The organism is Methyloglobulus sp., assembly GCF_046714055.1.
Lineage (GTDB): Bacteria > Pseudomonadota > Gammaproteobacteria > Methylococcales > Methylomonadaceae > Methyloglobulus.
The window spans coordinates 1-13,107 of record NZ_JBKKBJ010000143.1; the positions used below are offsets into that span (position 1 = coordinate 1).

The 13,107-nt window shown below is 45.9% G+C and carries 17 protein-coding genes; 15 read left to right on the forward strand and 2 right to left on the reverse strand.

All coding sequences use genetic code 11. The annotated features are described in order from the left end of the window. Nucleotides 1–526 precede the first annotated feature (526 nt). The gene (locus tag ACLQ6D_RS08640) at nucleotides 527–2,677 is read right to left on the reverse strand and encodes an adenosylcobalamin-dependent ribonucleoside-diphosphate reductase (protein ID WP_411726879.1); all 2,151 of its coding nucleotides are present in this window, start codon (nucleotides 2,675–2,677) and stop codon (nucleotides 527–529) included. A 480-nt stretch (nucleotides 2,678–3,157) separates the two neighbouring features. Between ACLQ6D_RS08640 and ACLQ6D_RS08645 the strand changes: the two genes are divergently transcribed. Beyond that, nucleotides 3,158–3,361 carry a hypothetical protein gene (locus tag ACLQ6D_RS08645; protein ID WP_411726880.1) on the forward strand — a complete coding sequence of 68 codons (204 nt, stop codon included), beginning with the start codon at nucleotides 3,158–3,160 and terminating at the stop codon, nucleotides 3,359–3,361. 54 nt (nucleotides 3,362–3,415) lie between these two features. Beyond that, nucleotides 3,416–3,856, forward strand: a complete 441-nt coding sequence (locus ACLQ6D_RS08650) for a hypothetical protein (RefSeq protein WP_411726881.1) — start codon at nucleotides 3,416–3,418, stop codon at nucleotides 3,854–3,856. Nucleotides 3,857–3,890: 34 nt separating this feature from the next. Here ACLQ6D_RS08650 and ACLQ6D_RS08655 read toward each other — a convergent pair whose 3' ends face one another. After that, complete coding sequence (locus ACLQ6D_RS08655; RefSeq protein WP_411726882.1) at nucleotides 3,891–4,913, reverse strand: IS1595 family transposase; 1,023 nt, start codon at nucleotides 4,911–4,913, stop codon at nucleotides 3,891–3,893. Nucleotides 4,914–5,072: 159 nt separating this feature from the next. On the opposite strand from ACLQ6D_RS08655, the gene ACLQ6D_RS08660 reads away from it, so the two are divergent. From ACLQ6D_RS08660 to ACLQ6D_RS08720, 13 genes are all read left to right on the forward strand, one after another. Continuing rightward, nucleotides 5,073–5,387, forward strand: coding sequence for an XRE family transcriptional regulator (locus ACLQ6D_RS08660; RefSeq protein ID WP_411726883.1), 315 nt, complete (start codon nucleotides 5,073–5,075; stop codon nucleotides 5,385–5,387). Between the two features lie 4 nt (nucleotides 5,388–5,391). Continuing rightward, entirely contained in the window at nucleotides 5,392–7,302 is a 1,911-nt protein-coding gene (locus ACLQ6D_RS08665; RefSeq protein ID WP_411726884.1) for a Dam family site-specific DNA-(adenine-N6)-methyltransferase, read from the forward strand. 19 nt (nucleotides 7,303–7,321) lie between these two features. Next, entirely contained in the window at nucleotides 7,322–7,510 is a 189-nt protein-coding gene (locus tag ACLQ6D_RS08670) for a hypothetical protein (RefSeq protein ID WP_411726885.1), read from the forward strand. A gap of 203 nt (nucleotides 7,511–7,713) precedes the next feature. Next, the gene (locus ACLQ6D_RS08675; protein WP_411726886.1) at nucleotides 7,714–9,210 is read left to right on the forward strand and encodes an AlwI family type II restriction endonuclease; all 1,497 of its coding nucleotides are present in this window, start codon (nucleotides 7,714–7,716) and stop codon (nucleotides 9,208–9,210) included. Nucleotides 9,211–9,224: 14 nt separating this feature from the next. After that, entirely contained in the window at nucleotides 9,225–9,596 is a 372-nt protein-coding gene (locus ACLQ6D_RS08680; RefSeq protein WP_411726887.1) for a hypothetical protein, read from the forward strand. Continuing rightward, the gene (locus tag ACLQ6D_RS08685) at nucleotides 9,593–9,853 is read left to right on the forward strand and encodes a hypothetical protein (RefSeq protein WP_411726888.1); all 261 of its coding nucleotides are present in this window, start codon (nucleotides 9,593–9,595) and stop codon (nucleotides 9,851–9,853) included. Before ACLQ6D_RS08680 ends, ACLQ6D_RS08685 begins: the two co-directional genes overlap by 4 nt. Beyond that, nucleotides 9,850–10,284, forward strand: a complete 435-nt coding sequence (locus ACLQ6D_RS08690) for a type II toxin-antitoxin system VapC family toxin (protein ID WP_411726889.1) — start codon at nucleotides 9,850–9,852, stop codon at nucleotides 10,282–10,284. Before ACLQ6D_RS08685 ends, ACLQ6D_RS08690 begins: the two co-directional genes overlap by 4 nt. Next, complete coding sequence (locus tag ACLQ6D_RS08695) at nucleotides 10,265–10,453, forward strand: hypothetical protein (RefSeq protein WP_411726890.1); 189 nt, start codon at nucleotides 10,265–10,267, stop codon at nucleotides 10,451–10,453. Before ACLQ6D_RS08690 ends, ACLQ6D_RS08695 begins: the two co-directional genes overlap by 20 nt. Nucleotides 10,454–10,531: 78 nt before the next feature. After that, nucleotides 10,532–10,726: a CopG family transcriptional regulator gene (locus ACLQ6D_RS08700; protein WP_411726891.1), complete on the forward strand. Its 195-nt coding sequence runs from the start codon at nucleotides 10,532–10,534 to the stop codon at nucleotides 10,724–10,726. Next, nucleotides 10,695–10,931: a hypothetical protein gene (locus ACLQ6D_RS08705; RefSeq protein WP_411726892.1), complete on the forward strand. Its 237-nt coding sequence runs from the start codon at nucleotides 10,695–10,697 to the stop codon at nucleotides 10,929–10,931. Before ACLQ6D_RS08700 ends, ACLQ6D_RS08705 begins: the two co-directional genes overlap by 32 nt. Beyond that, nucleotides 10,928–11,221 carry a hypothetical protein gene (locus ACLQ6D_RS08710; RefSeq protein ID WP_411726893.1) on the forward strand — a complete coding sequence of 98 codons (294 nt, stop codon included), beginning with the start codon at nucleotides 10,928–10,930 and terminating at the stop codon, nucleotides 11,219–11,221. Before ACLQ6D_RS08705 ends, ACLQ6D_RS08710 begins: the two co-directional genes overlap by 4 nt. Before the next feature lie 9 nt (nucleotides 11,222–11,230). Further along, the gene (locus tag ACLQ6D_RS08715) at nucleotides 11,231–11,410 is read left to right on the forward strand and encodes a hypothetical protein (protein WP_411726894.1); all 180 of its coding nucleotides are present in this window, start codon (nucleotides 11,231–11,233) and stop codon (nucleotides 11,408–11,410) included. A gap of 10 nt (nucleotides 11,411–11,420) precedes the next feature. After that, nucleotides 11,421–13,100, forward strand: coding sequence for an NUDIX hydrolase (locus tag ACLQ6D_RS08720; protein WP_411726895.1), 1,680 nt, complete (start codon nucleotides 11,421–11,423; stop codon nucleotides 13,098–13,100). The last annotated feature ends 7 nt before the right edge of the window (nucleotides 13,101–13,107 follow it).

Genomic DNA, 13,107 nt, shown 5'->3' on the forward strand with positions numbered 1-13,107 from the left:
AGCTGGATAATCCCGTCGCCGTCGTTTGACCAAAGGAACTCAACAAGTAATCGCTATATATTTCTAATAGTTCTGTATTCATCCTTATAGTTTACTTTAACTATAGGTGCGTAACATCAGTTAATAAGCCTGTAGGATGTGCCGAGGAACGAGAAGCTTCACTTCGTTTTGAACATCCTACCTTGGCAAAAAGTACTCCCGAAATCCCGTATGCCGCGCCGAGCATCAGAGCATTTATCAGGAAGTCCCTTTTGACAACCCCTGATTAATGCGAGAAGTACAGGAAACAAGCGGCATCCGGGTTGCCTTTTCTTTGGATACTTTCTTTTGGCAACGCAAAAGAAAGTATCTCGCCCTCGGGTGCGAGAACCCGATACAAAATATTCGTCGCGTCAGCGATACGATCACCCCATTGACTTTAAAGAATCGTTTACGCACAATCAGCTTAAGGATTGGGGATTCTCGGTCGACATAAAGCCCCGGTGGAATCATCGGGGCTTTATGTTTTTCAACACAAAATTCCAAATCAAAACTTCCCGTAATACCCTTCCTTCAACGCATCAAACAAATTCGCCGCACTATGAATTTCCCCATCGTATTCAATTTCTTCATTGCCTTTGAATTCCACCACGCTGCCGTCTTCCAGGGTGAACTGGTAGGTGGTGTTTTCCAGGTCGGATTCTTTAACCAGCACGCCCTGGAACACTTCGGGATTAAACCGGAACGTGGTGCAGCCTTTCAAGCCTTTGTCGTAGGCGTATTCGTAGATGGACTTGAAGTCTTCGTACGGGTAATCGGTAGGCACGTTGGCGGTTTTGGAAATGGACGAATCGATCCAAAGCTGCGCGGCGGCCTGGATGTCCACATGCTGCTTGGGGGTGACATCCTCGGCGGAAATAAAGCAGTCGGGCAGTTGCTGCTCTGGTTTGTCACTGTAGGGCATGGCGTTGTGGTTGACCAATTCGCGGTAGGCCAGTAACTCAAAGGAGTAGACATCGATTTTTTCTTTGGATTTTTTACCCGCACGAATGACATTGCGCGAATAATGATGCGCAAAGCTGGGTTCTATGCCGTTGCTGGCGTTATTGGCGAGCGACAGGGAAATCGTGCCTGTGGGCGCAATAGAACTGTGATGGGTGAAGCGTGCGCCGGTTGCCATCAATTCGGCCACCAGTTCCGGCTCGACCGAGGCCATTTGCTGCATGTAACGGCTGTATTTGGAATGGAGGATTTTTCCTGCCACCTGGTCGCCGACCTTATAACCATTCGCCGCCATTTCCGGGCGTTTGCGCAGCATTTCGCCCGTCACCGTGAACAGTTGTTCCATAATGGGCGCAGGGCCTTTTTCTTTGGCAAGTGCCAAGGCGGCTTTCCAGCCTTCTATAGCCATGACTTTGGTGACTTCTTCGGTAAATTTTATGGATGCGTCGTCGCCGTATTTCATGCCTAGCAAGGTAACGGTTGAGCCTAGCCCCAGATAGCCCATGCCGTGACGACGTTTGCCGATAATTTCGTCGCGTTGTTTTTGCAGCGGCAAGCCATTGATTTCGACGACATTATCCAACATGCGGGTAAAGATTCGGATGGTTTTTCGGTAAGTATCCCAATCAAACTGGGCATCACTGGTAAAGGGTTTTTTGATGAACCGGGTGAGATTGACCGAACCCAGCAAGCAACTGCCGTAGGGCGGCAAGGGTTGCTCTCCGCATGGATTGGTGGCGCGGATATTCTCGCAAAACCAGTTGTTGTTCATCTCGTTAACCTTATCGATCAGAATAAACCCCGGTTCGGCGTAGTCGTAAGTTGAACTCATGATGATGTCCCACAAGCGACGGGCTGGCATGGTTTTGGAGATTTTACAGGCAACCAGACCGGCATCATTAACGACATAGCCCTCTTTGACAGGAAATTCACGCCAAACAATTTGTTCGTTATTGCTTAAATCGAGCTGGTCAACTTTGGCTTCTTTTTCGGTGACGGGGAATGAGAACGACCAGGATTGGTTGTTCTTGACCGCTTCAACAAATTCGGTCGTGATGAGCAAGGACAGGTTGAATTGGCGCAAGCGGCCATTTTCGCGTTTGGCATGGATAAATTCCACGACATCGGGATGGGCAATGTCAAAAGTCGCCATTTGTGCACCGCGCCTGCCGCCTGCGGAGGACACGGTAAAACACATCTTGTCGTAAATATCCATGAACGATAAGGGGCCGGAGGTATAAGCCCCTGCGCCGGACACATAAGCGTCTTTAGGGCGTAAGGTGGAGAATTCGTAACCGATACCGCAGCCCGCCTTCAAAGTCAGCCCTGCCTCATGGACCTTGCCCAGGATGTCATCCATAGAATCGACTATCGTGCCGGAAACGGTGCAGTTGATGGTCGAGGTGGCGGGTTTATGTTCCAGCGCACCGGCATTGGAGATGATACGCCCCGCCGGAATAACGCCCTGACGCAGCGCCCACAAGAAATCCTTGTAACACTGCTCCTGCTGCACCTTGCCTTTTTCCACGCCAGATAATGCCTTGGCAACACGTTGATAGGTTTCGTCAATGTTTGCATCCAGCGCCACCCCGTCTTTGGATTTTAAGCGGTATTTGGTGTCCCAAATATCCATCGAAGCATCTTGGAACGGTATTTCGGTGACATTGTTGGCGATGACATGGAGTTGTGCTGGCATGGATGGTCTCCCCGGTTTTTAGTGGTATCAAATGTTTGGGACGGCGATATTCGTTGTGTTTTTATGCTGCCGGATTGAGCTAGCCTTTGCTAAGGCTAAGCGTTGAGAAACGTCAGGTTCATTCCGGCAAGTTATGCGGCAACTGAGTTGACTTGGGTGGTTGATCTATATCGCCTAATCAATGTCGTTAGCGCAAAATCCCTAATAAAACAAGCAATAACGTAATAGGGTTAAATCATCTTATTACTATATATTGTGGTTTTATGAAATGTTAGCACAATATATTGTGTTTGTGGGAAATTTTTTGTTTTTTGGAAAGATTATTTTTGGACTTTGTAAATCTGGTTTTTGTTCAGTTAGTTATTGAATTTAGGTGAGGGTTTTGGGGAGGGGTCGTTAGGGTCAATTGGGCACATCAAAGTCCGCCCCCATTGATTAAAGTTTGCCGCCTTAGCGTAAAAAGACTGTCATTTTGTTACCATGACCCGACACGCCCTAGTTTTACTTGAACAAGCCTTGACCACGCCGTCAAGAAATACGGCTGGACTTTTGCCCGATCCACTAAGAACGCCAATACGACTTGCCGCCGATGATGTTTTAGCTTTCATCCGAGAAAATCGCGATACCGATCCATTAAAAGTAGCAAATGATCGGTATTATGTAGCAGCCGCACAAAGCTCCTAAGTGGCGTAGCCGCCTAAAATACACCTGTTTTAATTACTAAAAAGCAGGTGTCTCATGTCAGAATCCCACGTAGTTTCCGGTCTTGTTGCCAAACGTTCCGATCTGGCCGGACAGATTGAAGCCCATAGGTCAGAATTGGTGCGCTTGCAAAGCGCCGTGGCACACCTGGACTACACCATCAAGCTATTCGCCCCAGAATATGATTTGCGCACCATCAAGGCTAAGCGCACCAACACCCGTAATCAATATTTCCTGTCCAGTGAAGCCCAGCGTATAACCCTGGACGTGATGCGCGAGACAGGCCGGGCAATGAGTAGCCGAGAGCTTGTTGAAGCCATACTGGATCGTAAAGGCATAGAAGCAACAGCGACGGTGATAGCCCAAGTGCAAAGGAATATTATAGGGATTCTTCACCGCTTAGAAAAGCGTGGTGTCGTCGTAAAGTCAACGAATGGAAGCGGCGGTCGCAGTGCGACCAAGTGGCAGATAGTATAGCCTCTGGTGTTCTAAGCCTAAGCCTCGCCCAGCATTATGCTACCAGTCGTTCGGCTAACCGTTTGTTCCCTTGCCAGTATCCACACCAGTCATGATTCGTCCGAGTCTGAGCGCATTTCTTCGTAATATCCATAAAGATTTCACCGTTGGGCAGGCGTCGGGTATCTTCCCGGTAAGCGGCTTCATTGGCGTAATTCGCCAGATACAGATTGCCGAATTTGTGCGTCTGGCCGTACTGCATCCGACGGAAGCGGGAGAAGTAGGATTCGGCTAAGTTGTTGGTGATTCCCGCATCGCTACGGTACTCCAAGGTGTGGTTAACACGGCGAGTATCGAATTTGGCGTGTAGCACATCATAGGCGTTGGATTCGTCGGCGCAAATCACTGAGCCTTTTTTAACAAACTCAGTCGCCAGCTTGCTAACATCGGCTTGATTCTCGCTCTTGATGATGAAAGTCAGTGTTTTGTTAGCTCCTTTGGTTTCGCTTGCTTCTGTTTCTTCACGCTGACGCATTACGAACACGCAACGCTTGTCTGGGCGTTGATTTTCAACCAATCGGCGGTCTATGTGGTCTTCTTTTTTATTCTTAGGTCGGATATATCCGTTTACGTAAGCGCCGTCCATGTGAATCTCACCGGATAACTGGCGGTCGTCACGCTGTTCCATTAGCGACTCTCTGATCTTGTGCGCCATAACGAAAGCAGTTTTATATTGAACGCCAAGGTCACGGCCTAGTTGCAGCGCTGAAATACCTTTTACGGCGTTAGAATAGATGGCGATAGCAGACAGATACACTCGAAGCGGTAACTTGTGAAAAGCGAAGATCGTACCGGAAGTAACCGAAAAGGTGTGGTAGCAATCCTTGCAGCGCCATTGCTTGCGTGTACGTAAAAAATAGTGATTACCGATAGTCGCACAATCAGGGCAAGCTACTTCATTGCCTTCTCCCCAGCGAACTTCTTTAAAGAGCTGAAATGCTTGATCGTCAGTCAATTCCATAACCTTGCGAACGGACAAGGTACGGGCTTTGGCGGAGAGCAAAAAGTGTTGGGACATGGCACACCTCAAGACACATTAATTTATGTGTTTATATTACACATATATTTATGTGTCGTCAACATCTGACAACACATATATTTGTTTGTTTAAACAATTAATCTATTCATAATGAAAACTAATTGATGTGGTTTGCGCATAAAGGTATGATGTTAGACTATGAACTACGATGAATTTCAACGCCAGCTTGGCAAGGCCGGAGTCACCATCCGCGAGTTCGCGACGCTCATCAAGATGAACAGCAATTCGGTGACGAACTACGCTAAAAGCGGTGAGGTGCCGTCACATTTGGCTGTGATCGCTGCCCTGCTGGGGGAGATGGCCGAACGGAAGATAGACTTCCGGGAAGTGCTCTCGAAAATCGAGATTGAGCCGAAGAAACCGCGTGGCGGCGGCACAGGACGGTTTGGAGTAATCAAGCAGGAAGATTTGTTCGTCGAAGGAAAAAAAGAAACAGATTTACCAATGGAGTAAAAGCGTGGCAATAACAGCAAGAATATTGGATGGTAAACACTTAGGCTTGGGCGATTGCCGTCCTTTGCTCAAATGGGCGGGTGGCAAAACCCAGCTACTCAGTGATATTCTCCCCAAAATGCCCAAAAAATACGGGCGATTTATCGAGCCTTTTTTTGGTGGAGGTGCGCTTTTTTTCTCGGTAAAGCCCACTGGCGGACTCATCGCTGATAGCAACCCTGAATTGGTAAATTTGTATCGTGCTGTGGCTAATGATGTGAACGGCGTGTTGGTACAACTGGCTCGCTATCAGAATACCGAAGATGTTTTCTATGCTGTCCGCGCCCTTGACTGGACTAAGTTGCCGATTTCAGAAGCAGCAGCACGTACAATCTTTCTAAATCGTACCTGCTTCAATGGGTTGTACCGGGTTAACCAGAAAGGACAATTCAATGTGCCTTTCGGGCGCTACAAAAATCCTAAAATTCTGGATGAAGAAACACTGCGTGTCGCGTCCACTCTTTTAAAGAGCACCACCATTGTTTGTGGCGATTACAAAACCGTGCTACGTGACAATGCACAACCGAATGATTTTGTATTCCTCGACCCGCCTTATTTGCCGGTGTCGGCATATGCCGACTTTAAGCGGTACACCAAAGAACAGTTTTACGAAGAAGACCATGTGGAACTAGCCGCAGAGGTTAAACGGCTGCACGAACTAGATTGTCATGTCATTCTGACGAACTCGAATCACCCTTTGGTGCATGAGCAGTACCAAAAGTTTGCTATCGAAGTAGTGCAAACAAAGAGGTATATCTCATGCAATGGAAAAGGCCGGACGGGCGAGGATGTGATTGTCACCGTCCCCCCCAAGCAACGTTTTAATCTTCGCTTGGCTCCAGCGCCGCTGCCAGTGCAAGCCACGCAATACCCATCGACCCGTTACATGGGGTCAAAAAACAAGCTGCTTACTGAAATTTGGGCGGTCGCTTCACAATTTGAATTTGATGCGGCGATTGACCTGTTTTCTGGTTCTGGTGTGGTTAGTTATATGTTGAAATCTCATGGCAAGGCTGTGGTGAGTAACGACTATATGGCTATGTCGGCCACGTTCACCAAAGCAATGGTTGAGAACAACGAAGTTACTTTGTCACAGGATGAGGCGCTAGGGTTACTTGAACCGAAAAACCAAGTAGATCGTTTTGTTGAAACCACGTTTCAAGGGTTGTACTTTAGCGATGACGATAACCGACTGATCGACATAGTGCGAGCCAATATCAAAGCTGTGAGAAACCCCTATAAACGTGCTATCGCTATGTCGGCATTGATTCGTGCGTGCCTGAAAAAGCGCCCTCGCGGTATCTTTACCTATGTGGGCCATCGTTATGATGATGGTCGCAAAGACCTGTTAATGACATTTCGCGCCCAATTCCTTGAGGCTGTTGATAGGGTGAATGCAGCTGTGTTTGATAATGGCAAGAAAAACAAGGCACGCAACGGCGATGCGATGACATTACAGAACCGCGAATCGGGCTTGGTTTATATCGACCCGCCCTATTATTCACCTTTATCTGATAACGAATATGTGCGTCGTTATCACTTTGTTGAAGGTTTGGCCCGTGACTGGCAGGATGTAGAGATTCAGGAACACACTATCACCAAGAAATTCAAGTCATATCCGACGCCATTTTCTTCACGCAAGGGAGCAGCTGAAGCCTTCGATATGCTGTTTAAGCGGTTCCGCAAAAGTGTGCTTGTGGTGTCATACTCATCCAACAGTCAGCCGACTCTGGATGAAATGGTCGCCATCATGGCGAAGCACAAGCGCCATGTTGAAGTTGTGCCTGTTGATTACAAATACTCCTTCGGCAATCAAGGCCATAAGATTGGGGACAATAAAAACGCTGTGCAGGAATATATTTTTGTCGGTTACTAATTAATCCAATGGACAGATCATGCTTAATAATAAAGATCAAGAAGACCTAGTTAATGCTGATTATGCGGCTAATTTATTGGTACAAAACCTTGATAGTATAGCGAAGTCAACAGACCCGCTATTAGCCAGTACTGCACATGAAGTTTTGCAACAAGCCATGCAAATTGAGCAACGACTGCAACGCTTAATGTCGGTCACTCAGCCGTGAGGCCGTGGTGTCTTGAAAACCCAACGGTTCGCAGTCCATTTCGCTTACGAGACGGACTTATTGCGCTCTCTAAATCGCCATTGCAGGGGCAATTACGTGGCCGAGAACAGGAAGTCGCTTTCCGAAACCTACTTGGTGAACTCGGCATAGTCGCTTTGGGGAGCGATGCAACGTTTAGCGTTAGTCGAAAATGGCGATTAGCTATGAACAGGCGTGGGTTTCTATATCCGCCAGTTTCCAAAGCATCCGCATTCTCTCAGGGGGAAATTGGCACTCTCGATACAATCACTCCTAACGGTTGGCGGCTTATTCAAGCCGACTCAGTACCCGGGATGCAGGAATGTTTTCTGCGTTCGCTTGCGGCGTACTACATTCCTTCCGACTTCGAAAAGGATTACGAATTCCCTGTATTCTCCCCCCTGCGGCATACCTTAGCTGTTATGTTGGAGCTAGAGAAATTAACTAGCGAAAACCAACTCAACTTCATTGAAATGGCCGTTGTTATTCAGCTTTCTACCAGCACTGACAAGTTATCTGACATCGTTGCAAAAGTGCTTGATCTACGTGAACGACGTAAAAGTTCTGGTAACAAAAAACAGTTTGATGGACAGGAATTAGCAAAAGCATCCAGTCTTCACGACTACGTGCCTCAAACCTTCAATGATTATGCTGACACAAATTTCCGCTATCTAAAAGCAACTGGCCTAGTACAAAGCAAAGGGCGAGGAATAGCCCTGGTTCCAGAGAAACACATTTTCATCGAAAAACTGGTTGAGGATACTGAAGTTCCAGATTCTGACGGTGCTTTCTACACCGCACTGTGCAATGGCGCTGACTTACCGACCGACAATAAGGATTCCGCACTAATTGTTTTAGATGATCTTTTAAGCCAGTTAAATAAGCATGGCATTAAATTTGATGTGACAGGCAGATCGCTTGACACTCCAGCTGACATTGGCAGCGTACGGCATGAAATAGAAGCAATCCTATCAGCTCTGAGGGAGGAAGAATTCGCGGCCAAGCAAGCTGGCGAATGGGAAGAAATTGCTGCCTATATGGATCTCTTAATTCACCGCCGCCGCAGCTCGAAAAAAACACTGTCCAGTGGAGAAGAAATCGAAATTCCACAAGCAGAAGCCCCGGCTTATTTTGAGTGGATACTGTGGAGAGCTTTTCTTGCCGTCAATAGCCTCAAGAATAAGCCCTATGAAGCCCGGCGTTTCAAAATTGACCAAGACTTCCTGCCTGTAGGCACTGCACCTGGGAATGGCCCCGATCTTATCTTCGAGTTTGAAGAATTCGTTCTGGTTGTGGAGGTAACGCTGACAGATAATTCCAGACAAGAAGCCGCTGAAGGTGAGCCTGTTCGCCGCCACGTAGCTAGAATTGTTGAGACCTACACAGGTAAGCGCGTGTATGGGCTTTTTATTGCCAACAAAGTGGATACCAATACTGTAGAAACATTGAGAATTGGTTTCTGGTATAAGTCAGACGATTCAAAAATGGCTCTTCAAATCGTTCCCATCACCCTTGACCAATTCAAAAATATTTTTAGCGCAGGTTTTACGTCTGGAACGATTTCACCTGGATTGATTCAAGAATTCCTACGTGATTGCCTTGCCGTAAGCAATCATGACGCTCCAGAGTGGAAGCGCGAAATTGAACGGACGGTGCAGGAAAAAATCCGCGCACTTACTTGAATTAAATATGTAACTTGTTGTTTGTTATTGATTTGTGCGGCTGCTACATAATACCGCAAATTCCTTTAGTTGAAAACTACGCTGCTTTGCTCAAAAAAACGGGTAATACTTGGCAAGCGATTAATTTTCATGACGCTTTAAATAACTTGCAGAAAAATAAAGATAAGGTTTGTGACAGTGATTTTCTCCTTAAAGGACTTTATCAAACCTTTTGGTTTTTAACATCAAGTGGCGGCGTTTATATTCCACCCAATGAAGAACAAATAAAGAAATTCCTCGTTTTAAATTATCAATTCAAACATTTTGATTATCAAAAACCGGAATATATTTTTGAACTTGCACGGCATATTTACAACAGTAGTTTTCCTCAAGGTGAAAAGTCATGAAAACCTTACAATTCAGGACACATATAGAAAACAACGCACAGCTTCATTTAACGCTACCGTCTGAATATGCCAATCAAGATGTTGATCTGGTCGTTATTATTCAACCTCGCCAAGAAGCGGAAGGGCAACAAGATAGGGCAATCGCTCAAAATACCGCTAGCCACTTGTTTTCTGAACGCTGGCAAGGCCAGTTCAAATTAAATGATAAAGCGGACGATGCAAGGATGGATTATTTAAAACAACGCTATCAGTTATGAAAATCTTTGTTGATTGCGATGTCTTGCTGGATGTGGGCTTGGGAAGAGAACCTTTTTGCTTGGCATCGGGCAAGTTGTTGGATTATCTGGAGCGCAATAAAAACATCGGTTTTATCGCTTGGCATTCTATCGCCAACTTTTTTTATATCACTGCAAAAAATGATAATAAACAGCAAAGTAAACTTTTTATTGCGGAATTATGCAATTTTTTAACTATTGTCGCTGTTTCAAATCAAGATTTGATGGTCGCCTTGGAATTGCCTTTCAATGATTTTGAAGATGCGATGCAATGCGCTTCTGCAATGGCCTGTAATGCCAAGGTGCTTTTTAGCCGAAATATTAAGGATTATCAGGATTCACCTATCAGGGTTGTAACCCCTGGTCAGCTTTTACAGGAATTAATGGGAGAAAATGAAAACAAAAATGAATAGAACAGAAATAGAACAAGCCGTATTAAAAGAAATACACAGTCTCCCTTTAGATAAAGTCGAAGCCACATTAAACTTTGTTTTGTCTTTAAAAAACCAACCTATTAAAAAAAGACCGTTAGGGTTGTTAAAAGGCAAAGTGGTTGTGCCATCGAAGACGACTTTAAAATGACTGATGAAGAGTTTCTGCATTCATGAACAACTATTTGCTCGACATATTTACCAATCCAGCTTTTCAGAGGACTAACCCATGACCACCGTTCAAACCCAAATTCCCGACCAACTCTTGCAACAAGCCCAATATCTGGTGCAACAGGGCTGGGTCGCCAATATAGACGATTTGATCGCCGAATCAATGCGCCGTTATCTGGAATCGCACCGTGAATCCATGACCGAACGCTTCATTCGTGAAGATGTCGATTGGGGCCTGCATAGACAAGACTGAGCCGGTCGTCATTGCTGATGCTGGGCCGGTTATTCATCTGGATGAATTGGGTTGCCTGTATCTGTTGGCCGATTTCGGCACAGTGATCATTCTGGAAACAGTGTGGATGGAGGTGCAGCGGCACAGGCCTTTGGCATTGGCTTCTGTCGGAGATTGGTTGGCACTCAAATCACCAAGGCAATCTTCATCGGTCTCAAGGCGTTGACTCCTCTGTATAGCCTGCATGTCGGTGAGCAGGAAGCATTGCACTTGTGTGCTGAGTTTGGTGATTGCCTGTTGTTGACTGACGATACTGCGGCGCGGCTGGCGGCGAAAAGTCTAGGCATTGCGGCTCGCGGTACATTGGGCTTGTTGATCCGGGCTATCCGTCGGCAATGCCTGACAAAAACAGAGGTGTTGGTCTTGTTACGGGAAGTTCCGCACCGTACCACTTTACATATTCGCCCTGCCTTGCTGGCCGAGGTAATTGCCAACGTCGAAGCTAACCCACTTTAAACCAGAACCATGCAAATCACCGTAGAACTTGACAGCGAACATGTTGAAAAATTACACGCGCTGGAGAAAAGGTTTAACAAAAACACGTCCGAGTTAATCGCTTTTATCATTGATGAAGTTTTTAGCGAATATTCAGCTATCACAGATGAACAAAATGCTGACCCATTAAAGCAATCCAGTTCCGATTAGGGAAAATCACATGTCCGCAGCATTAATCAAATCACTCATTCCCCATCTACCCCGTTACGCCGAAGAAGAAGGCGACTTTTACAGTGTTCCGCGCGAAGATTTGGTTAACGCTGTGTGTCAGCAACATCCAATTGACCTGGCAATTGCTGAAAATACCATTGATTTAGTCGAAAACCTGCTCGATACCTTAGCCGTGTTAAATACCGAATGTCTACAAAAAGGTGAGTGGTGTTTTGTCTCTTTCCCTGCCCAATTATTGGCAACATCGATTTTGACGGCACTCAGCGATTCCGAATCTCGTTTGTTTGCTCCTAACTTCTGGAACACCCAAGGAATTTCCAATGACAAGAGGGATAGGCAACGTGATGTGTTGAGGTTTATCGAATATTCCCGATATGAGAATCACGCCAGTCATCAGGCGCAACCCATCCGCTACTGCTATGTTGCCTGGAGTATTATCAAGATAGAAGGGAAGATATTGTTTTACCAGCGCGAAGACACGCAAAAACGCTTTGATAAGTCAGCAGGCGACTATGGTTTAATCGGCGGCAGAGCTAACCAAAATGATGTCCACATCCCTGATAAGGCGGCGGTGCTTAAAGCGCTGCAATCACCCAGTTCCGAGGTAATCAAGAGCGCCTTGCCGGAAACTTTAAAACGAGAGCTAAGGGAAGAAGCGGGATTGCTATTTGAAACGCATTACACATTCTTGCCGTGGCGCAATTTAAAACCTTATCGGCAAGTGCAAGGTGCAGCCCCCAATCATGCCTTGACCGAATATTGTCTGGACATTTTTCACGTTGAATTAAACCTGGATGGTTATCTTTTTTTGCAACAGAAAATCAAATTCGACAACCGTTTAGCTTGGTTTTCTATTCAGGAGATGGTACGCGGCGAAACAACGGACGGGAAAATAGCTTATATCAAGGCATTGTATGACGATTTTGCTGATGACCGCTCAGCGCTTGCTGCCGAGTTAGCGGCCTTGCCGGACAGTTTTGCCAGCCATTATTTATTTCAGCCGACAAAGTATGGGCTGACCTTGCCTGTCGATCATGAGATGCCGTTGCTAGCGGGTGTGTTGGGTAAGGAAAAACCTTTGGACGTAAGTTTAACAGATAGGCAATTAGCCATTCTGTTGGGGTTGGCCTCGCACTTGCGAGGATTTGAATTTGTAACCGTTGAGGATAATATTATTTTTCATCCGCTTGGCTGGATTCAGGTTAACAGTAATTCAGCCTTGCAATCAGAGCTGATAAGCCTGGCTGGTTTGCTTAAAGATACCGACTTAATCATTGAAAATCACCGTGATAGTTTATTCCGCTTGTCGATAAGTCCTGATGTGGTTTTTTTCGATGAAAGAATATTTTCGTTTGCCGTCAAACAAGCCGACCTGAATGGCATCCAAACAAAAATTCCAGTGACAATTTATAGAGAATCTTTCGGAACTGCTTTTGGTAAGGTTAAAGACAACGCTGAAGAATTTAAACTTACCCTTGAATTCGCAACTAATCTGCAATCAATATATGATCGTCCACATGTTTCAGAGAATGAGAAGGCTCAACAGATTGAAAATACCTATAAAAAAGGGTTGCATAAGGAGACTAAATTTTTAGCATTAGGCTTGAGAAGTTTAATACGGCGCGAAGCGGGTATAATGAAGTTTGTTTTGCCTTATTCAATCATCTAAGCATCAC

Bases quoted from the DNA above. Each gene is read 5' to 3' on its own strand.
- ACLQ6D_RS08700 (WP_411726891.1), top strand. From the start codon at position 10,532: ATGACCACCGTTCAAACCCAAATTCCCGACCAACTCTTGCAACAAGCC.
- ACLQ6D_RS08660 (WP_411726883.1), top strand. From the start codon at position 5,073: ATGAACTACGATGAATTTCAACGCCAGCTTGGCAAGGCCGGAGTCACC.
- ACLQ6D_RS08695 (WP_411726890.1), top strand. From the start codon at position 10,265: ATGAAAACAAAAATGAATAGAACAGAAATAGAACAAGCCGTATTAAAA.
- ACLQ6D_RS08645 (WP_411726880.1), top strand. From the start codon at position 3,158: ATGACCCGACACGCCCTAGTTTTACTTGAACAAGCCTTGACCACGCCG.
- ACLQ6D_RS08690 (WP_411726889.1), top strand. From the start codon at position 9,850: ATGAAAATCTTTGTTGATTGCGATGTCTTGCTGGATGTGGGCTTGGGA.
- ACLQ6D_RS08685 (WP_411726888.1), top strand. From the start codon at position 9,593: ATGAAAACCTTACAATTCAGGACACATATAGAAAACAACGCACAGCTT.
- ACLQ6D_RS08705 (WP_411726892.1), top strand. From the start codon at position 10,695: ATGTCGATTGGGGCCTGCATAGACAAGACTGAGCCGGTCGTCATTGCT.
- ACLQ6D_RS08640 (WP_411726879.1), bottom strand. From the start codon at position 2,677: ATGCCAGCACAACTCCATGTCATCGCCAACAATGTCACCGAAATACCG.
- ACLQ6D_RS08650 (WP_411726881.1), top strand. From the start codon at position 3,416: ATGTCAGAATCCCACGTAGTTTCCGGTCTTGTTGCCAAACGTTCCGAT.
- ACLQ6D_RS08655 (WP_411726882.1), bottom strand. From the start codon at position 4,913: ATGTCCCAACACTTTTTGCTCTCCGCCAAAGCCCGTACCTTGTCCGTT.
- ACLQ6D_RS08670 (WP_411726885.1), top strand. From the start codon at position 7,322: ATGCTTAATAATAAAGATCAAGAAGACCTAGTTAATGCTGATTATGCG.
- ACLQ6D_RS08715 (WP_411726894.1), top strand. From the start codon at position 11,231: ATGCAAATCACCGTAGAACTTGACAGCGAACATGTTGAAAAATTACAC.
- ACLQ6D_RS08675 (WP_411726886.1), top strand. From the start codon at position 7,714: ATGAACAGGCGTGGGTTTCTATATCCGCCAGTTTCCAAAGCATCCGCA.
- ACLQ6D_RS08720 (WP_411726895.1), top strand. From the start codon at position 11,421: ATGTCCGCAGCATTAATCAAATCACTCATTCCCCATCTACCCCGTTAC.